This is a genomic window from Streptomyces sp. NPDC057136, assembly GCF_042670885.1.
Lineage (GTDB): Bacteria > Actinomycetota > Actinomycetes > Streptomycetales > Streptomycetaceae > Streptomyces.
In genome coordinates this window covers 1-12570 of record NZ_JBHUUV010000065.1, presented here as the reverse complement: position 1 = coordinate 12570, position 12570 = coordinate 1, and the positions used below count along the sequence as shown (strand labels likewise).

General features: G+C 68.2%; 12 protein-coding genes and 2 pseudogenes. 8 read left to right on the top strand and 6 right to left on the bottom strand.

Annotated elements, in window-relative coordinates:
• Positions 1 to 52: 52 nt before the first annotated feature.
• Both ACFT7S_RS37315 and ACFT7S_RS37310 read right to left on the bottom strand, forming a co-directional pair.
• Positions 53 to 442, bottom strand: a complete 390-nt coding sequence (locus tag ACFT7S_RS37315) for a hypothetical protein (protein WP_382740583.1) — start codon at positions 440 to 442, stop codon at positions 53 to 55.
• The gene (locus tag ACFT7S_RS37310) at positions 439 to 1335 is read right to left on the bottom strand and encodes an IS110 family transposase (RefSeq protein WP_382740581.1); all 897 of its coding nucleotides are present in this window, start codon (positions 1333 to 1335) and stop codon (positions 439 to 441) included. Before ACFT7S_RS37310 ends, ACFT7S_RS37315 begins: the two co-directional genes overlap by 4 nt.
• 610 nt (positions 1336 to 1945) lie before the next feature.
• On the opposite strand from ACFT7S_RS37310, the gene ACFT7S_RS37305 reads away from it, so the two are divergent.
• A complete protein-coding gene (locus tag ACFT7S_RS37305) occupies positions 1946 to 3166 on the top strand; it encodes a DUF4241 domain-containing protein (protein WP_382740578.1) in 1221 nt (406 codons plus the stop codon).
• 187 nt (positions 3167 to 3353) lie between these two features.
• Here the strand turns inward: ACFT7S_RS37305 and ACFT7S_RS37300 are convergent, their stop codons facing one another.
• The gene (locus tag ACFT7S_RS37300) at positions 3354 to 3782 is read right to left on the bottom strand and encodes a DUF4240 domain-containing protein (protein WP_382740576.1); all 429 of its coding nucleotides are present in this window, start codon (positions 3780 to 3782) and stop codon (positions 3354 to 3356) included.
• 464 nt (positions 3783 to 4246) lie between these two features.
• Here ACFT7S_RS37300 and ACFT7S_RS37295 point away from each other — a divergent pair.
• Positions 4247 to 5058: pseudogene (locus ACFT7S_RS37295) on the top strand (alpha-galactosidase).
• A gap of 401 nt (positions 5059 to 5459) precedes the next feature.
• Here ACFT7S_RS37295 and ACFT7S_RS37290 read toward each other — a convergent pair.
• Positions 5460 to 6299 carry a helix-turn-helix domain-containing protein gene (locus tag ACFT7S_RS37290; protein ID WP_382740573.1) on the bottom strand — a complete coding sequence of 280 codons (840 nt, stop codon included), beginning with the start codon at positions 6297 to 6299 and terminating at the stop codon, positions 5460 to 5462.
• A 56-nt stretch (positions 6300 to 6355) separates the two neighbouring features.
• Here ACFT7S_RS37290 and ACFT7S_RS37285 point away from each other — a divergent pair, with 56 nt between their 5' ends.
• Together ACFT7S_RS37285 and ACFT7S_RS37280 are read left to right on the top strand one after the other, a co-directional pair.
• On the top strand, positions 6356 to 7168 hold the full coding sequence (locus tag ACFT7S_RS37285) for a phytanoyl-CoA dioxygenase family protein (protein ID WP_382740570.1): 813 nt from the start codon (positions 6356 to 6358) through the stop codon (positions 7166 to 7168).
• A gap of 240 nt (positions 7169 to 7408) precedes the next feature.
• Positions 7409 to 7645 (top strand): hypothetical protein, encoded by a 237-nt coding sequence (locus ACFT7S_RS37280; RefSeq protein ID WP_382740567.1) that lies wholly within the window; start codon positions 7409 to 7411, stop codon positions 7643 to 7645.
• A gap of 225 nt (positions 7646 to 7870) precedes the next feature.
• On the opposite strand, the gene ACFT7S_RS37275 is transcribed toward ACFT7S_RS37280, so the two are convergent.
• Positions 7871 to 8023, bottom strand: a complete 153-nt coding sequence (locus ACFT7S_RS37275; protein WP_382740565.1) for a hypothetical protein — start codon at positions 8021 to 8023, stop codon at positions 7871 to 7873.
• A gap of 1154 nt (positions 8024 to 9177) precedes the next feature.
• On the opposite strand from ACFT7S_RS37275, the gene ACFT7S_RS37270 reads away from it, so the two are divergent.
• Positions 9178 to 9597 (top strand): hypothetical protein, encoded by a 420-nt coding sequence (locus ACFT7S_RS37270; protein WP_382740562.1) that lies wholly within the window; start codon positions 9178 to 9180, stop codon positions 9595 to 9597.
• A gap of 109 nt (positions 9598 to 9706) precedes the next feature.
• On the top strand, positions 9707 to 10192 hold the full coding sequence (locus tag ACFT7S_RS37265) for a hypothetical protein (RefSeq protein ID WP_382740560.1): 486 nt from the start codon (positions 9707 to 9709) through the stop codon (positions 10190 to 10192).
• Here the strand turns inward: ACFT7S_RS37265 and ACFT7S_RS37260 are convergent.
• Positions 10180 to 10503: an RNA polymerase sigma factor gene (locus ACFT7S_RS37260; RefSeq protein WP_382740557.1), complete on the bottom strand. Its 324-nt coding sequence runs from the start codon at positions 10501 to 10503 to the stop codon at positions 10180 to 10182. The genes ACFT7S_RS37265 and ACFT7S_RS37260 overlap by 13 nt on opposite strands.
• A gap of 514 nt (positions 10504 to 11017) precedes the next feature.
• Between ACFT7S_RS37260 and ACFT7S_RS37255 the strand changes: the two genes are divergently transcribed.
• Positions 11018 to 11545 (top strand): hypothetical protein, encoded by a 528-nt coding sequence (locus ACFT7S_RS37255; RefSeq protein WP_382740554.1) that lies wholly within the window; start codon positions 11018 to 11020, stop codon positions 11543 to 11545.
• Between the two features lie 66 nt (positions 11546 to 11611).
• Positions 11612 to 12534, top strand: a pseudogene (locus tag ACFT7S_RS37250) (hypothetical protein).
• Positions 12535 to 12570: the final 36 nt, after the last annotated feature.

The following is a 12570-nucleotide window of genomic DNA, read 5'->3' as shown; positions in this document are numbered from 1 at the left end:
TCACACGACCTGTGACTGATTCCCAATGACCGTTGTCAAGCGTCGAGGGTGCTTACTGGGTGGCTGATGTCATGCCGATGGCACGCCGGAACCGTGCCCACAGAGAGGTCGGCAAGGTGACGCCAGAGACTTCGTCAGGAGAGTCGGCATCCTGTGATGCTCGGTAATCGTGAGCGTCTCCGCGCAATGCGACGGCGTCCTCCCCGATCCCGACTGCCTCCAGGAGGGTGTCCAGGGCCTTGTCGGCTTGCTCGTCCGGCTGGGTGAGCCAGACATACGAAACGCCGAGCGGATTGCCGTCGTGCTTGCTGATCGCGAAGCTGAAACCCTCCAGCCGGAACAAGCCGACGTCGAGCTCGTCCAGCCCGTCCCAGGACCGCTCCACGTGCAGACGTAGCCGCTGGGCCACGGGCTGCACCGGCAGCGCCAACGCGCCGATCACCTGGAACAGCGGGGCGGAGTGCTCCCAGACGCTGTACTGGTAGGCGGGGTTCTTGCCGGGCCCATGCCAGGCATGCTGAGGATCACCTCGGCATCCCGGTGCTCTCGGAAACGGGCCGCGATCCGTGCGTCGATGGCGGCGATCTCTTCGTCCAGAGCCAGGACCGACCGGGCCAAAGTGTTCACCACTGCGGCGGCTGTGCTCTCCCCAGCCACGGCAGTGTGCTGGGCCTGCGCCGCGGCGACCGCCGCATCGGCCATGGCCTGAGCGCCACGGACTTTGCGGCCCTTCAGCCAGGTCGCCAGTCGGCTCGGGCCGAGCCGGCGCAGGCCGGCCGGTGTCTGGTAGCCAGTCAGCAGCACGAGGGCCCCCTTGGAGGCGGCGTAGTCGAACGCCCGCTCAAGAGCGGGGAAGTACTCCAGGAGCTGGGCTCGCATCCGGTTGATGGCGCGGGTGCGGTCGGCTGCGAGGTCGTAGCGACGGGCGGTGAGGATCTTCAGGTCCACCGCGATCTCGTCCCAGTCCTGCAGAGGCTGCAGGTCCCGGCGCATCCGTGCCTGATCCGCGATGACGTAGGCGTCCTTCGCGTCGGTCTTGCCGTCTCCGCGGTAGCCACGGGAGGCGTGGTGGACGGTTCGGCCGGGAATGTAGAGCAGCCGCTGACCATGACTGGTCAGGAGAGCGATCAGCAAAGTGCCTCCGCCGGCGTTCAGGTCGACTGCCCAGGTCACCGGGCTGTCCTCGGCCAGTGCGAGGACGTCGCCTATGAGCTCCAGGAGCTCGGGCTCGTTGTTGGGAACCCGGCGCGAGAGCACCTTCGTCCCGTCCGTGTCGATCACTGTGCAGTGATGCGCGGCCTTGCCGGCATCCGTCCCCGCCCAGAGCTCGGGCACCCGAGCCTCCCTCGTCGTCCGGTTGACTGGGCCCTGCAGACGACCACGCCGACGTGTCCTTACGAAGCGATCTCTGTTCGCTCATCCCAATGAGTGGCCGTGTCGTCGCGGGGCACTGGGCGGCCAATCAGTCAAAGCCACAACGACGGCATGCGCGCTAAAGCCACACACCCAGGCCCCTGGGTCTCCCGATCGTACGAAGGACCGGAATCAAACCGCCAACACGGTAAGGAGCGCGCTACCTGGCCCTTGAGCGCGACAGTTGACCCACTGCGCTTTTCAGTTGGCCCGATGGGGCTTGTCGGGTTTACCAACCCTCTGGCCTGCGCGAATGCAGACCCGCGTAGCTCGGCGGAATGAGGCCAGAGGGTCCGGATCCAGCCGCGAGATTGCCGGGGCGCCCCGTGCTCCAAGCTGATCGCAGGCCCGTCACCCCTTCGCCCCTGGGCGCTGTTGCCGCTTCCCAGCCCGGCAGGGCCGTTGTCACAGGCGGCGGCTACGTTGCAGCTCAGCACGTAAGCGAGCGGGAGCGGGGAGCGGCAATGGTGGTCGAGGTGGGGTACGCGCAAGCTGGGACCTGGAGGCCTGTTTGCCCTGGCGGCCGATATCGGTGGGGGAGGCTCGTGAGCGGGATGCCGCCGGGCTTCCGTACGTGGTGGTGTACCGGGCGGCGGGCCGGGAGGCTCCACTGGAGGTCCGGCTCGTTTCCTGGCGGGACCACTATGTCGGGCTGTGGGTCTACGACGCTCAAGGCCGCCGTACCTACGATCTGGACATGCGGCTGCTGGACGACCCGGCGCGGCTGCTGCGCCGGTACACCGTCGGCTGGAGCTACACCGGCCCGGAGATGGCGGAATTCGACGAGGCGTGTCCGCGCATCACCGTGGAGCTCTTCCCGGACGGGAGGGGCCGGCGGACGGAGGAGCCCCACGGCAAGGGCGGGGGCTCGCACGTCACCGTGCCCAGGGTCCGCGAGGACGAGCGATGGACGGACCGGCCTGTCTTCGGGGAGTGGCCGCTGCTCTCGGCCCAGGTCCACGGGCTCACGGAACCGCCGGTCTTCGAGATCACCGAGGCGACCGACGACAGTAGCGGGCTCGCGCCGGCCACCTGCTGGCGTCCGCCCCGCCCCGCGCAGCCCGGGCCGATCACTGAGCTGTTCCGGCCCGGCGTGCGTGTGACCGACGGGTACCACCCCGAGATGACGGTCCTGGAGCCGCGTCTGATCGGAGCTCTGCGCGTGCCTAGCGGGCTGCTGGCCGTCTCCGGCCCGGACAGCGACGACGGCAACGGGCCGCACATCACGGTCCCCGTCCCGCCAGGGGAATACGTACTCGAGGAGGCACAGGCCCGCCACACCTACCACTGCGAGTGGGAGGGGAGCCAGGTCACACGTACAGCCACCATGGCCGTCCGCGTGCTCGTCAACGACATCCCCGCCGCGACCTGGGAGATGGCCCTCCGGCCCGACGACGACCCCCGCCTGCTCCGGGAGAACGGGATCTTCGGCTTCGACACCGACGGTGCCACGGGCTGCTTCGCTGACGCCGGGGCCTGGGAGCCGCTCCTCGCGCTCTTCGAGAAAGGGCTGATCCAGGGAGACCCGGACCTGGACCCGGATGTGTACGAGGACATCAACGACTCCATGTACCTGCTACGTACCCGGGACCAAGCTTCCGGCGGCGAGCTGGCGGCCTTCGCGACGACAGGAGACGGCACCTATCCCGTCTGGGTCGGCCGTTCCGAGGCCGGCGAGGTGATCGGGGTCGTGGTGCTGGTGGAGGGGATGCCCGAGCTGCTCCCGGAGAGCGGAGCTACCGTCGTTGCCTGACGTGACCTACGCGGGGTCCTGGGACCCGGCATCCCGTATCGCCGGGCCGGACCTGTCCCCCGACGAGGTGAGGGCGCGGGACACAACCGGCCTCCTGTACGCGGTGCCGTGTGCCCTGTTCGCGGGTGGCGGGCCGGGTGCGGCCGGAACGGCGCTGGAACTCGTCACCATCCGCAGGACATGCCGTTCAATCAGCCCAGCCCTCGGTGTTCGAGCACGACTCGTAGGAGTAGCGAGTGTCGCGGTCCCACCCCTCCCCGGTGATGTGTTTGTATGCCCGGTCCGGTGTGTAGAGCAAGCGCTCGGCCCAGATGAGGTCGGTGGCGTAAGGAGTGAAGGCCGCTGGGTCTTGGAGGACGCTGCCGAAGACGGTGCGGCCGGCGGCGACGACCGCGGCACGGGTGTAGAGGAAGGCGTCATCGGACAGGGTGTGTCCGTATTCCTTGCGGTCCAACCGGTAGAGCGCCCATGACAGTTGTTCGGCAAAGCCGATGACCAGCGACAACGAGGACTGGGCGAGGCGTTCGATCACGGTGGCTGCGAGGAGTTCGGCGTCAGGGTCGGGTTCCGTGGGCCTGCAGTCCTCGATGAGCTGCCAGAAGGCGTCTTCGTTCATGCTGGCGAGCATGCCGCAGGGGTCTGACAGTCCTGTCTGCCAGTTCATCTGCTTGCTGCTGCTGTGAGGAGGACGCGTTTGCGGAGTAGGGGGAGCTTGGCTCGTCCGAGCATTGGCGTTTGATCATCTTGATGTGATTGACGCGGCCTTCGACGGGGCCGGAGTTCTGGCCGGTGAGGATGGGGTGGAGCGGGTTTCAGATGGTCGTGGGGCTGGCGTACGTCGCCGCCTGTTTCTCCCACATGGCCGCGTACTCGGAGCCGGGCGTGGCCAGCAGTCGACGTAGTACTGGTGGCTCATCGACGGCACGACGGCCACAGGTACTCGTTCCATGCCTGGAGGTACGTCAGGGGCGCGAGGGTGGCCACCGAAGGGGCGCTGATCGGCAGGATGATCGAAGATGCGGAAGTGGCCAGCGCCGTCGATCCGTGCGGCCTCCTCGATCTCCCGGCTGATGCCACAGGCTGATCGAACTGGCGCGGCTGGCCGCCGAGGTCGGCATCGAGCGGTTCGCGCTGGACGACGAGTGGTTCGGCGCCCGCCGCAGCTCCCGTACGGGTCTCGGCGACTGGAGCGTCGCCAAGGATGTCTGGCCGGACGGGCTGCACCCCCTGGTCGACGCTGTCGGCGGGCTCGGGATGCAGTTCGGCCTGTGGATGGAGCCCAAGATGGTCAAACTCGACTCCGATCTCGCCCGCGCCTTCCCCGAGTGGATCACGCCGGCGCGCAGTGACCTGCCCGTCGAGCAGCGCACCCAGCACGTGCTGAACCTGTCCATCCCGGAGTGCTACGACGCGGTGCTCGGCCAGATCCTGGCGGTCCTGGACGAGTACCCGACCAACTACATCAAGTGGGACCACAACCGGGACCACGTCGAGGCAGGTGTCCGCCCGCAGGGCGGGGCGCCCGGCGAGCACGCGCAGACGCTGGCCGTCTACCGCATGTTCAAGGAGATCAGGACGGCCCACCCCGGTCTGGAGATCGAGTCGTGCGCAGCGGGTGGCGGCCGGATCGACCTGGGCATTATGGAGTTCACCGACCGGGTGTGGGTGTCGGACGTCAGCGATCCCTGGAGCGGCAGCGGCTCATGCGGTGGACCGGGCAGCTGCTGCCCGCAGAGCTGCTCGGGTCCCACATCGCCTCACCGCACTCGCACACCACGAGCCGTCGTCACGACGTGTCCTTCCGTGCCGCGACCGCGCTCTTCGGGTACCTCGGGGTCCAGTGGGACCTCGGAGCGGCCACGCCCGAAGAACGTGCCGAACTGGCCCAGTGAATCGCGCTCTACAAGGAGCACCGTGGGCTGCTCAACACCGGCCGGATGTGGCGTGGGCCGGACCCGGCCGACGGCATCTGGACACACGGGGTGGCCGCCGGCGACGGCCCGCAGGGCATCTACGAGATCGCCTCGCTGACGTGGTGCGCCTCGGCCGCCCCGCCGCACGCGCGGCTCACGGGCCTGGATCTGCAGCGGCGTTACCGGGTCCGGCCGCTGACCGTGGGGTCGCCGCCGGCCGGTTTCACACCTCTCGCTGGTGGGTGGAGGACGGGGTGGAGATCGCCGGTTCGGCGCTGGCCCGCATCGGGCTCCAGGTTCCGGTCATGCACCCCGATCACTCGGTGCTCGTCCATGTGACTGCCGTCTCCTGACGGCTTCGTGGCCACGGCGCCGGTGCATCAGCCGGCGTCGCGGTACGCCGATGGAGAGCACCCAACCGCGCGCCTGAACCGAGTGGAGAAGTAGAGCGGGTCCTTGTACCCGACCTGCCGCGCGACGTCCCGTACCGGCAGCGACGACAGTCTCAGGAGCCGGCACGCCACATCCATACGGCGTTCCTCGACGTGGGCCATGACGCTCGTCCCGAACTGGGCGGTGAACAGCCGGGAGAACCGTGACTCCGACAGTCCGGCGACACGCGCGAGCGAGCGGACGGTGTGCGGGTCGGCCAGGCGGGTGGTCAAGTGCTCCAGCACACCGAGCAGTCGCGGGTCCATCCGCTCGCCGCGGGGATTCTGGGTGGCGCACCACAACAGCGCCTCCTCCACGGCGTTGACCCCGAAGAGCGCGGAGTTCGCCACCCCACTGCCGCTCAGGGACACGGCTCTCGTCAGCGCGGCTGCGACGCGGTCGGCGAGCGAGCCGGGCAGAGCCACACTTCCCACACCGGGCGCGGCCTGCGGCCAGTCGAGCAGAACAAGCCACTCGGGGCGCGGGCAAACGTGGGCCCAGAGCAGCAGCCACTCCCCCACCCCGGCGTCGGTTCCGTAGTCGTGCGGTGTGCCGGGCGCGATGGCGACGAAGGAACTCCGGTCGGCGTGCACGTCGACCGCTCCCTCGATCCTGATGCGGCCGAGCCCCTGGCACGTGAACAGGAGCAGCCAGTCCCCCGTGCCGCCCTGCCGCACGGTCCGGTAATCGGGGCCCGCGGCCAGCCGTCCTGCGACGACCCGGTTGTCGGGCGTGGCGACGAGTTCCGGACGCGTGCGCGCCCGACGCGCCGCGGCAGAATCTTCCATGTGAAGTCCTCGAAGTCCGATTCCCGCACGGGGGGCCGGTGAACACGATAGAGGGCATGACACTCAGCACAGCACCCGCGTCACAACGGTCCGAGCGCTACGCCGCGGAAGGCGTGGTCCAGGTCGAGGGCCTGCTCAGCCCCTCCGAGGTCGAGGCGATCCGCTCGGCGTACATGGATCAGGTCATACGTGACCGTGACAGCCTGTCGGCACACGACGGCCTGGCCGAGGACGACGTCCTGGCCCGCTTCCCGCGCCTCATGCAGCCGCATCGCCGCCCCGGCCTCGAGGCCGGATCGATCGCCCGCCGGCTGATGACCGACCGACGCATCCTGGACATCGTCACCGAACTCATCGGACCGGCGTTCGGTGCGCAGTCGATGTTCTACTTCAAGCCGCCCGCCGCGCGCGGCCAGGCGCTGCACCAGGACAACTACTTCCTTCGTGCCCACCCGGAAACGTGTATCGCCGCGTGGATCGCGATCGACGACTGCGACGCCGCCAACGGTGCGCTGTCCGTCGTCCCCGGCTCGCACACCATGGAGGTGGTGTGTCCTGAAACAGCCGATGCCGAGGAGTCGTTCACCACCGGGCTGGTGCGGCCGCCGGCGGGCATGGCGGTCGTGCAGACCATGATGCGCGCGGGCGATGTCCTGTTCTTCCACGGCAGCACGGTGCACGGCTCGCTCCCCAACACGACGGAGGGCCGCTTCCGGCGGTCGCTGATCTTCCACTACGTTCCGCAGGCCTCCATGGAGATCGCCCAGTGGTATCTGCCGCTGGTCGCTCCGGACGGCTCCGACGTCACCCTCCCAGCGGCGGTCGGCGGCGGCCCGTGCGGCGACGGCTGGGAAGGTGCGGCGCACTGAGGGCGGCGGCGAGCGACGGCGACGGGCCGGCCGTCACAACCACCCGCGGCGCTGTGCCTGAAGCGCCATCTGGAACCTCGTCCGGGCACCGAGCCGGGCCATGAGGACCTCGATGCGACGGGAGAGTGTGCGCCGGCTGACACCGACCTCCCGTGCGAGTCGTCGTCACTGACACCACCGGCCAGCAGGGACAACAGACGACGCTCGGCCGGCAGAAGCCGCAGGGGCACGGGCCCGGCCGTGCCCGGGAAGTTCCTCGGCCCGGCCGGTGCCACGTTCCTGGCGCTGGTGCCCGATCCCTTCACCGGCGTCTGGGACTTCTGCCGGGACGACGTCGCGGGCAACCTCGCGGCCGGGGTACTCCTGGCGGGTGCGACGTACGCGTTCAAGCGGGTGCGGAGCGCCTGGGCCGGCGCCGTAACCGCCGCGCCGAAGCAGTCCGGCCCCCGGCGGAGTGACCCTGAAACTCCGCCGTGACACGTGCCGCCGGGGGCATCAAGTCGTCCCAGTCCATCCTGGAACCCGCCCGGCGGCACGGAGTGGAAATGCCCGAGAGTGCCCGCGAGCTGAGCGCCGATCCGCTCGACGAGACCAGCACTCCGCGGCCGTGCTGGTCGAGATCGAGTTCATCCCGGTCGAAGCGGAGACTGACGCTGATCGACCTGAGTGCCGCCTTAGGTACCACGGCACGGTGCGCACGGCTCAGTGGTCCTTCATCAGAAGATGTAGCAGCGTCACCACGGCGACACCGACCAGTAGGGCGGTGCCGAACAACGGGTGCTCTAAGGCCGCATACGTTGCGCCGCCGCCGACGAGCAATAGCAGTACCGTCCGTTGGTCGATCCGACCGTCCATGGGCAGTGGCCCCCTTTCCGTTTCTGCGCGGCCACGGCTCCTGCCGTCGCCGGAGGTCATCCTTCGGCGAGGCAGTACCGTCTGACCAGCAGTTTCCTGGAATGCGCCATCCGTGCCCGTCCAGGACTTGCAGTGCACGCACTCGCGCGTGCGCTTCACGCGCCTCGGCTTCGGGGTCAGTGCCACACCCTCCGGGACTTGCGGTGCATACACCGCGAGTCGACCCTTCGGTCGGTCCGTCACGATCCGGGGTCTAGCTGGCCGGCAGCGGGTCTGACAATTCGTCCTGCCGGGACTGCTTGGGATGTTGTGACAGCCCACAGCCGCCCGCCCGGCCGCGGAAAATGACCGCCAGGCAGAGGTAGATGACAGGACAGAAGCCGGTGCTCTGTGCGGTGGGAAAGCCGGGGAGAAATGGGAACGGGTGCGGTTGTGCTGCGTGGTCCACGGGAAATTGAACCGGTGTTTCACAGAGTGAGACGTGAGTATCGTTGCATGGACTTCTCGAGCAGGATCGGCTTCTAAGTCGTGCCCGCCCAGGCAGCCCGGTGTGCTTCGAGAGCCCGACGGTAGCCGTCCGAGGCCGAGTCGGGCTCTCGGATGCCTACCGGTGCTGTCGTCTCGCGGTTGGGTACGGAAGAGCACTGGCCGGCCTCGATAGCCGTGGAACTTGCGGCCGCCTCCCGTGAAGGCCGGTCCAGAGCATCGAGCGCACCGGGACGCAGGATCTCCAGGTGCTGCACGGCGCCCTCACCTCGCAGAAGACCCGCGTCTCGCCATCGCGTACGGCGAGACTGGCTGGTACGGCCTGAACACGTACCAGATCATCCTGTGGCGTACCGATCTGGTGGAGGTCATCGAGCCGGCCTGATGCAGGGCCCCAGCACGCCGCCCCCTGCCCGGTTCGGGTGGGGGGCGTTGTCGTCCTTCGGAGTGCTCATCGGGGAATGGCCGGACACGGCGGTCGATAGGTGGCAAGACTCCCGTCATGACTACCTGATACGAGTACCCCGCACCGCACCGTTTCCCCGTACCCGCCCGGCACCCAGTGGGTCTTCCAGGCCCGCGGCACCAACTACGTCCAGACCACGGAGCTCGTCCTTCTGCCCGAGCCCGACGGCAGCCCGATCAGCGACGAGTACACCCCCGACGACATGTCGGCCCAGCAGCTGTGGGGAATGTGGGCCGACCAGTACGCCGACTACCAGCACAAGAAGCAGCCGGCCGACTACTACCCCGGCGAGGTCCGCATCCACTGGACCGTCACCACGCCCACCATCCAGAACGTGTTGGAGCTGGCCCCGCACTCCCTCGACTCCCGTGCCACCCGCACCGGCGCGTACGAGCCGCCGGAGAACTTCGCCACCATCTACACCCACCCCGAGCACGCGGTGAGCGGTGAGCCGCTGAACTGGATGCGTCTGCGAGTCCTGGACCGCGGATGGAACGCCACCGTGTCCCACAAGGGCGGCTTCATCCAGGAGGCCACGGGCTGGAAGCCGTCACCGTTGCAGCCCACGATGGACGTCCGGCAGATCGGTGCCGCGGCCGGCCTGTACGTGCCGCCGCTGTAGCCGCTTGGAGGCCGTCTACCCTTGGTGGGCGGCCTTCGTTCGGTCGAACTGAGCTTGTTCTTTAACCTCAGAGCCCTGGATGCTGGCGTCGTTATGGTTGTGCCAGTGGATGGGACAAGTCGCGTTGATCGAGTCCGTTAGATACCTGTCGCAGTGCGCGGACTGCGGCTCGGAGATGGAGTGCATCGGCGTTCAAGCGTTGGTCGGGCAGAGGCTTGAATGGGACATCGGCTACCACTGCTCCGTCTGCGACGACGCGTTGTACGAGTGCGGGCCAGGAGGAAGCTGCATACCGGACGATCTGCGCCGACGTCTTCTGGCCGAGCACGGCGAGGCGCGGCTCGTACTTAGTGACCCTCTCGCCAGTCCGGCCCTCGTGATGAAGGTTCTTCGCGCCGAGCTCGGCGGAGATCTGGCACAGGCGAAGGGGATACTCCAGCAGATCCGGGCCGGCATGTTCGCAGGGACGATGCCCGAGATGACTCTTCTTGTCCATCGCCTGCGTGCCGCTGGTGTCAAGGCGGAGGCCGAGCGTCCGCAGCGGGCTGACGAAGCCTCTGTATGCCGTCAACCCGCGACTGATCACGGGTTCTGACGTTCTCCGGACACCGGAGAGGCCTTGGGCCCGGTGCCCCGTGCCGGCCGCTGCCCCGCCAGACGACCGCCCAAGTCCGAACGACGCTGGGCAGCCCGGCGATCATTGGCCAGCACCCGCCGCGCCACGCCGTACAGCCACGGCAGGGGCTCGGCCGGCACCTGCTCGAGCCTGCGCCACGCTGTCAAAAACACCTCCGCCAGTACATCGCCCACATCATCCGGCTGAGCCCACCGCAGCACATACCGCTCGACCGCCACACGGTGGTCCCGGTACATGGCGGTGAACTGCTCCTCGATCATCGAATCCATCTGCCCTCCACCGTGTATGTGTCCGGCACCATCGCCACCGTTACACACCACGGGCATCTCAGGGAAAGACAGTGGCCGGCACCAGTGGCGCTAGTAGTGCATAGCGAACTTCTTCTCAGCGGGTCTGGACGGCCAGCAAGGTATCGGTGACCAGTTGTTGGTGGTCACGCTGCCAGCGAGGACGCGGATGGCCAGTCAGACCTTCACGGACCCACCGGTCATCGGCGTTCGCACCGAGCAGCACGAGCCTGGAACCGGTTCATGGCCTGAGCCGCCTTCTACGGTGGCTGTCCGGCCTTTCCGGACCAGAACGGAGACCAAGGACTTGTCGGGATCAGCCCCACGAGGGTTGGTCCCGTCTGCATGATGACCCGCATGGACGAGGTCCTCGGAAAGCTCTGGTCAACGGAGTTGGGTGTAGTTCCTTTCGGGGGATGGCTGAGCTGGGAGGATGCCGATTGGCGTGTGACTGGTGCCGTCGTGCTTCTACCGTAGCGGGGTGGAGGTGGGCGCCATGGCGTCATTGCCGGAAGAGCTTCAGGCGCGGGAAGCCGCGGCTCGAGTGCGGGTGGAGGAACTCCAGGCCGAGGCGGCGAAGTTGGCTGTCCGGCTGGAGAAGGCCCGGGAGGACCTGTCGCGGTTGGAGGTCACGCGGGAGACCGTCGCGCAGGTGTTGGCTGAGCTTTCGGCCGCGAAGGTGGAACCGGACGGGCTGACACAAGATGCGCCGGAGCCGAAGGAGGCGTCGGCTCCTCACGGCATCGGGGTGATGATGGTGCCACCGTGGCGGGAGGGCCTGGTCGCTCAGGTGTTGCCGGATGCATACCGGGACATTGTGGAGATCGTTGCTGATGCTCCGGGCCCGTTGCAGGCCAAGCAGATCGTGCCGCGGATCGGCCTGCCGACGACGACCGGCAAGATCGAGGGGACCCGGGGGAAGCTGAAGCGTCTGGTGGAGCGGGGCTGGCTGGACGAGGACGCGCCGGGACGGTTCACTCTCGCCCGCCACGGGCCGGGCACCGACCGGGCCAACTCTCAATGACCAAGGCGCTCTTCTCTCTAGATTCGAGGGTGCCAACCACATCGGATCCACTGAAAGAAGAGCCCGGTGGAACAGTACGACGCCTTATCCGAGCCTGATCCGTACTTCGTCTCCCGTGATGCCTTCGAATGCCTCGTCTCGACGCTGGCCGCCACCCCGGCGCGGGGTATGGCCCACGACGAGCTGGAGCTGCTGCTCGAGCAACAGGGACGCGAACTGCTGCGGCAGTTGATGCAGGATCACCTTGACGTGCGGGCGAGGAGCGAAGAGGACGCGGTGCGCGGGGACGGAGGGCAGCCGGTAGTGCGCGGACCGGAAGGGCAGGCGCGGACTTGGCGGGAGAAAGGCCATGGCCGCTGGTTGACCTGCGTGTTCGGGCCGGTGCGGGTGCGCAGGATCGCCTATCGCGGCCGGGGCGTTGCCAACGTTCACCCATCGGACGAGGAACTGTCGCTGCCCGCCGACCGGCACTCGCGCGGTCTTGCCCGGCTCGCGGTCCTGGAAGCGGTGAGAGGCTCGTTCGACCAGGCCGCCGCCGCGACTTCGTGCACGTCGCCGAGTACTGCTGGACGGCCGCACACGCCTTCCATCCGCCCGGCAGCCGCGAGGCCGAAACCTGGGCCGCGGACAAGCTCACCGCGATCCTCGCCGGACACGCCGACCGCGCCGCCACCGAGATGACCGCACAGGCCACAGCCCAACACCTGACCGCCGCCCGCCGCGACGCAGTCACCACCTGCCACCGCTACCTCACCGGCCACCTCGACCAGCTCCACTACGACACCACCCTCGCGGTCGGCTGGCCGATCGCCACCGGCGCCGTCGAAGGCGCCTGCCGCCATCTGATCGCCGACCGCCTCGACATCACCGGCGCCCGCTGGGGACTTACCGGCGCCGAAGCACTCCTCCAACTCCGCGCACTGATCACGAACGGCGACTTCGAGGACTACTGGATCTTCCACGCGGCCCGCGAACATCAACGCCTCTAGCCCAGCCCCGACCAGGAGAACTACAGCCTCACCGCT

Coding starts and splice junctions, on each gene's coding strand:
- ACFT7S_RS37300 (WP_382740576.1), bottom strand. CDS start 3,782: ATGAACGAAGACGCCTTCTGGCAGCTCATCGAGGACTGCAGGCCCACG.
- ACFT7S_RS37255 (WP_382740554.1), top strand. CDS start 11,018: ATGGCGTCATTGCCGGAAGAGCTTCAGGCGCGGGAAGCCGCGGCTCGA.
- ACFT7S_RS37260 (WP_382740557.1), bottom strand. CDS start 10,503: ATGGATTCGATGATCGAGGAGCAGTTCACCGCCATGTACCGGGACCAC.
- ACFT7S_RS37290 (WP_382740573.1), bottom strand. CDS start 6,299: ATGGAAGATTCTGCCGCGGCGCGTCGGGCGCGCACGCGTCCGGAACTC.
- ACFT7S_RS37265 (WP_382740560.1), top strand. CDS start 9,707: ATGGGACAAGTCGCGTTGATCGAGTCCGTTAGATACCTGTCGCAGTGC.
- ACFT7S_RS37275 (WP_382740565.1), bottom strand. CDS start 8,023: ATGGACGGTCGGATCGACCAACGGACGGTACTGCTATTGCTCGTCGGC.
- ACFT7S_RS37285 (WP_382740570.1), top strand. CDS start 6,356: ATGACACTCAGCACAGCACCCGCGTCACAACGGTCCGAGCGCTACGCC.
- ACFT7S_RS37270 (WP_382740562.1), top strand. CDS start 9,178: ATGTCGGCCCAGCAGCTGTGGGGAATGTGGGCCGACCAGTACGCCGAC.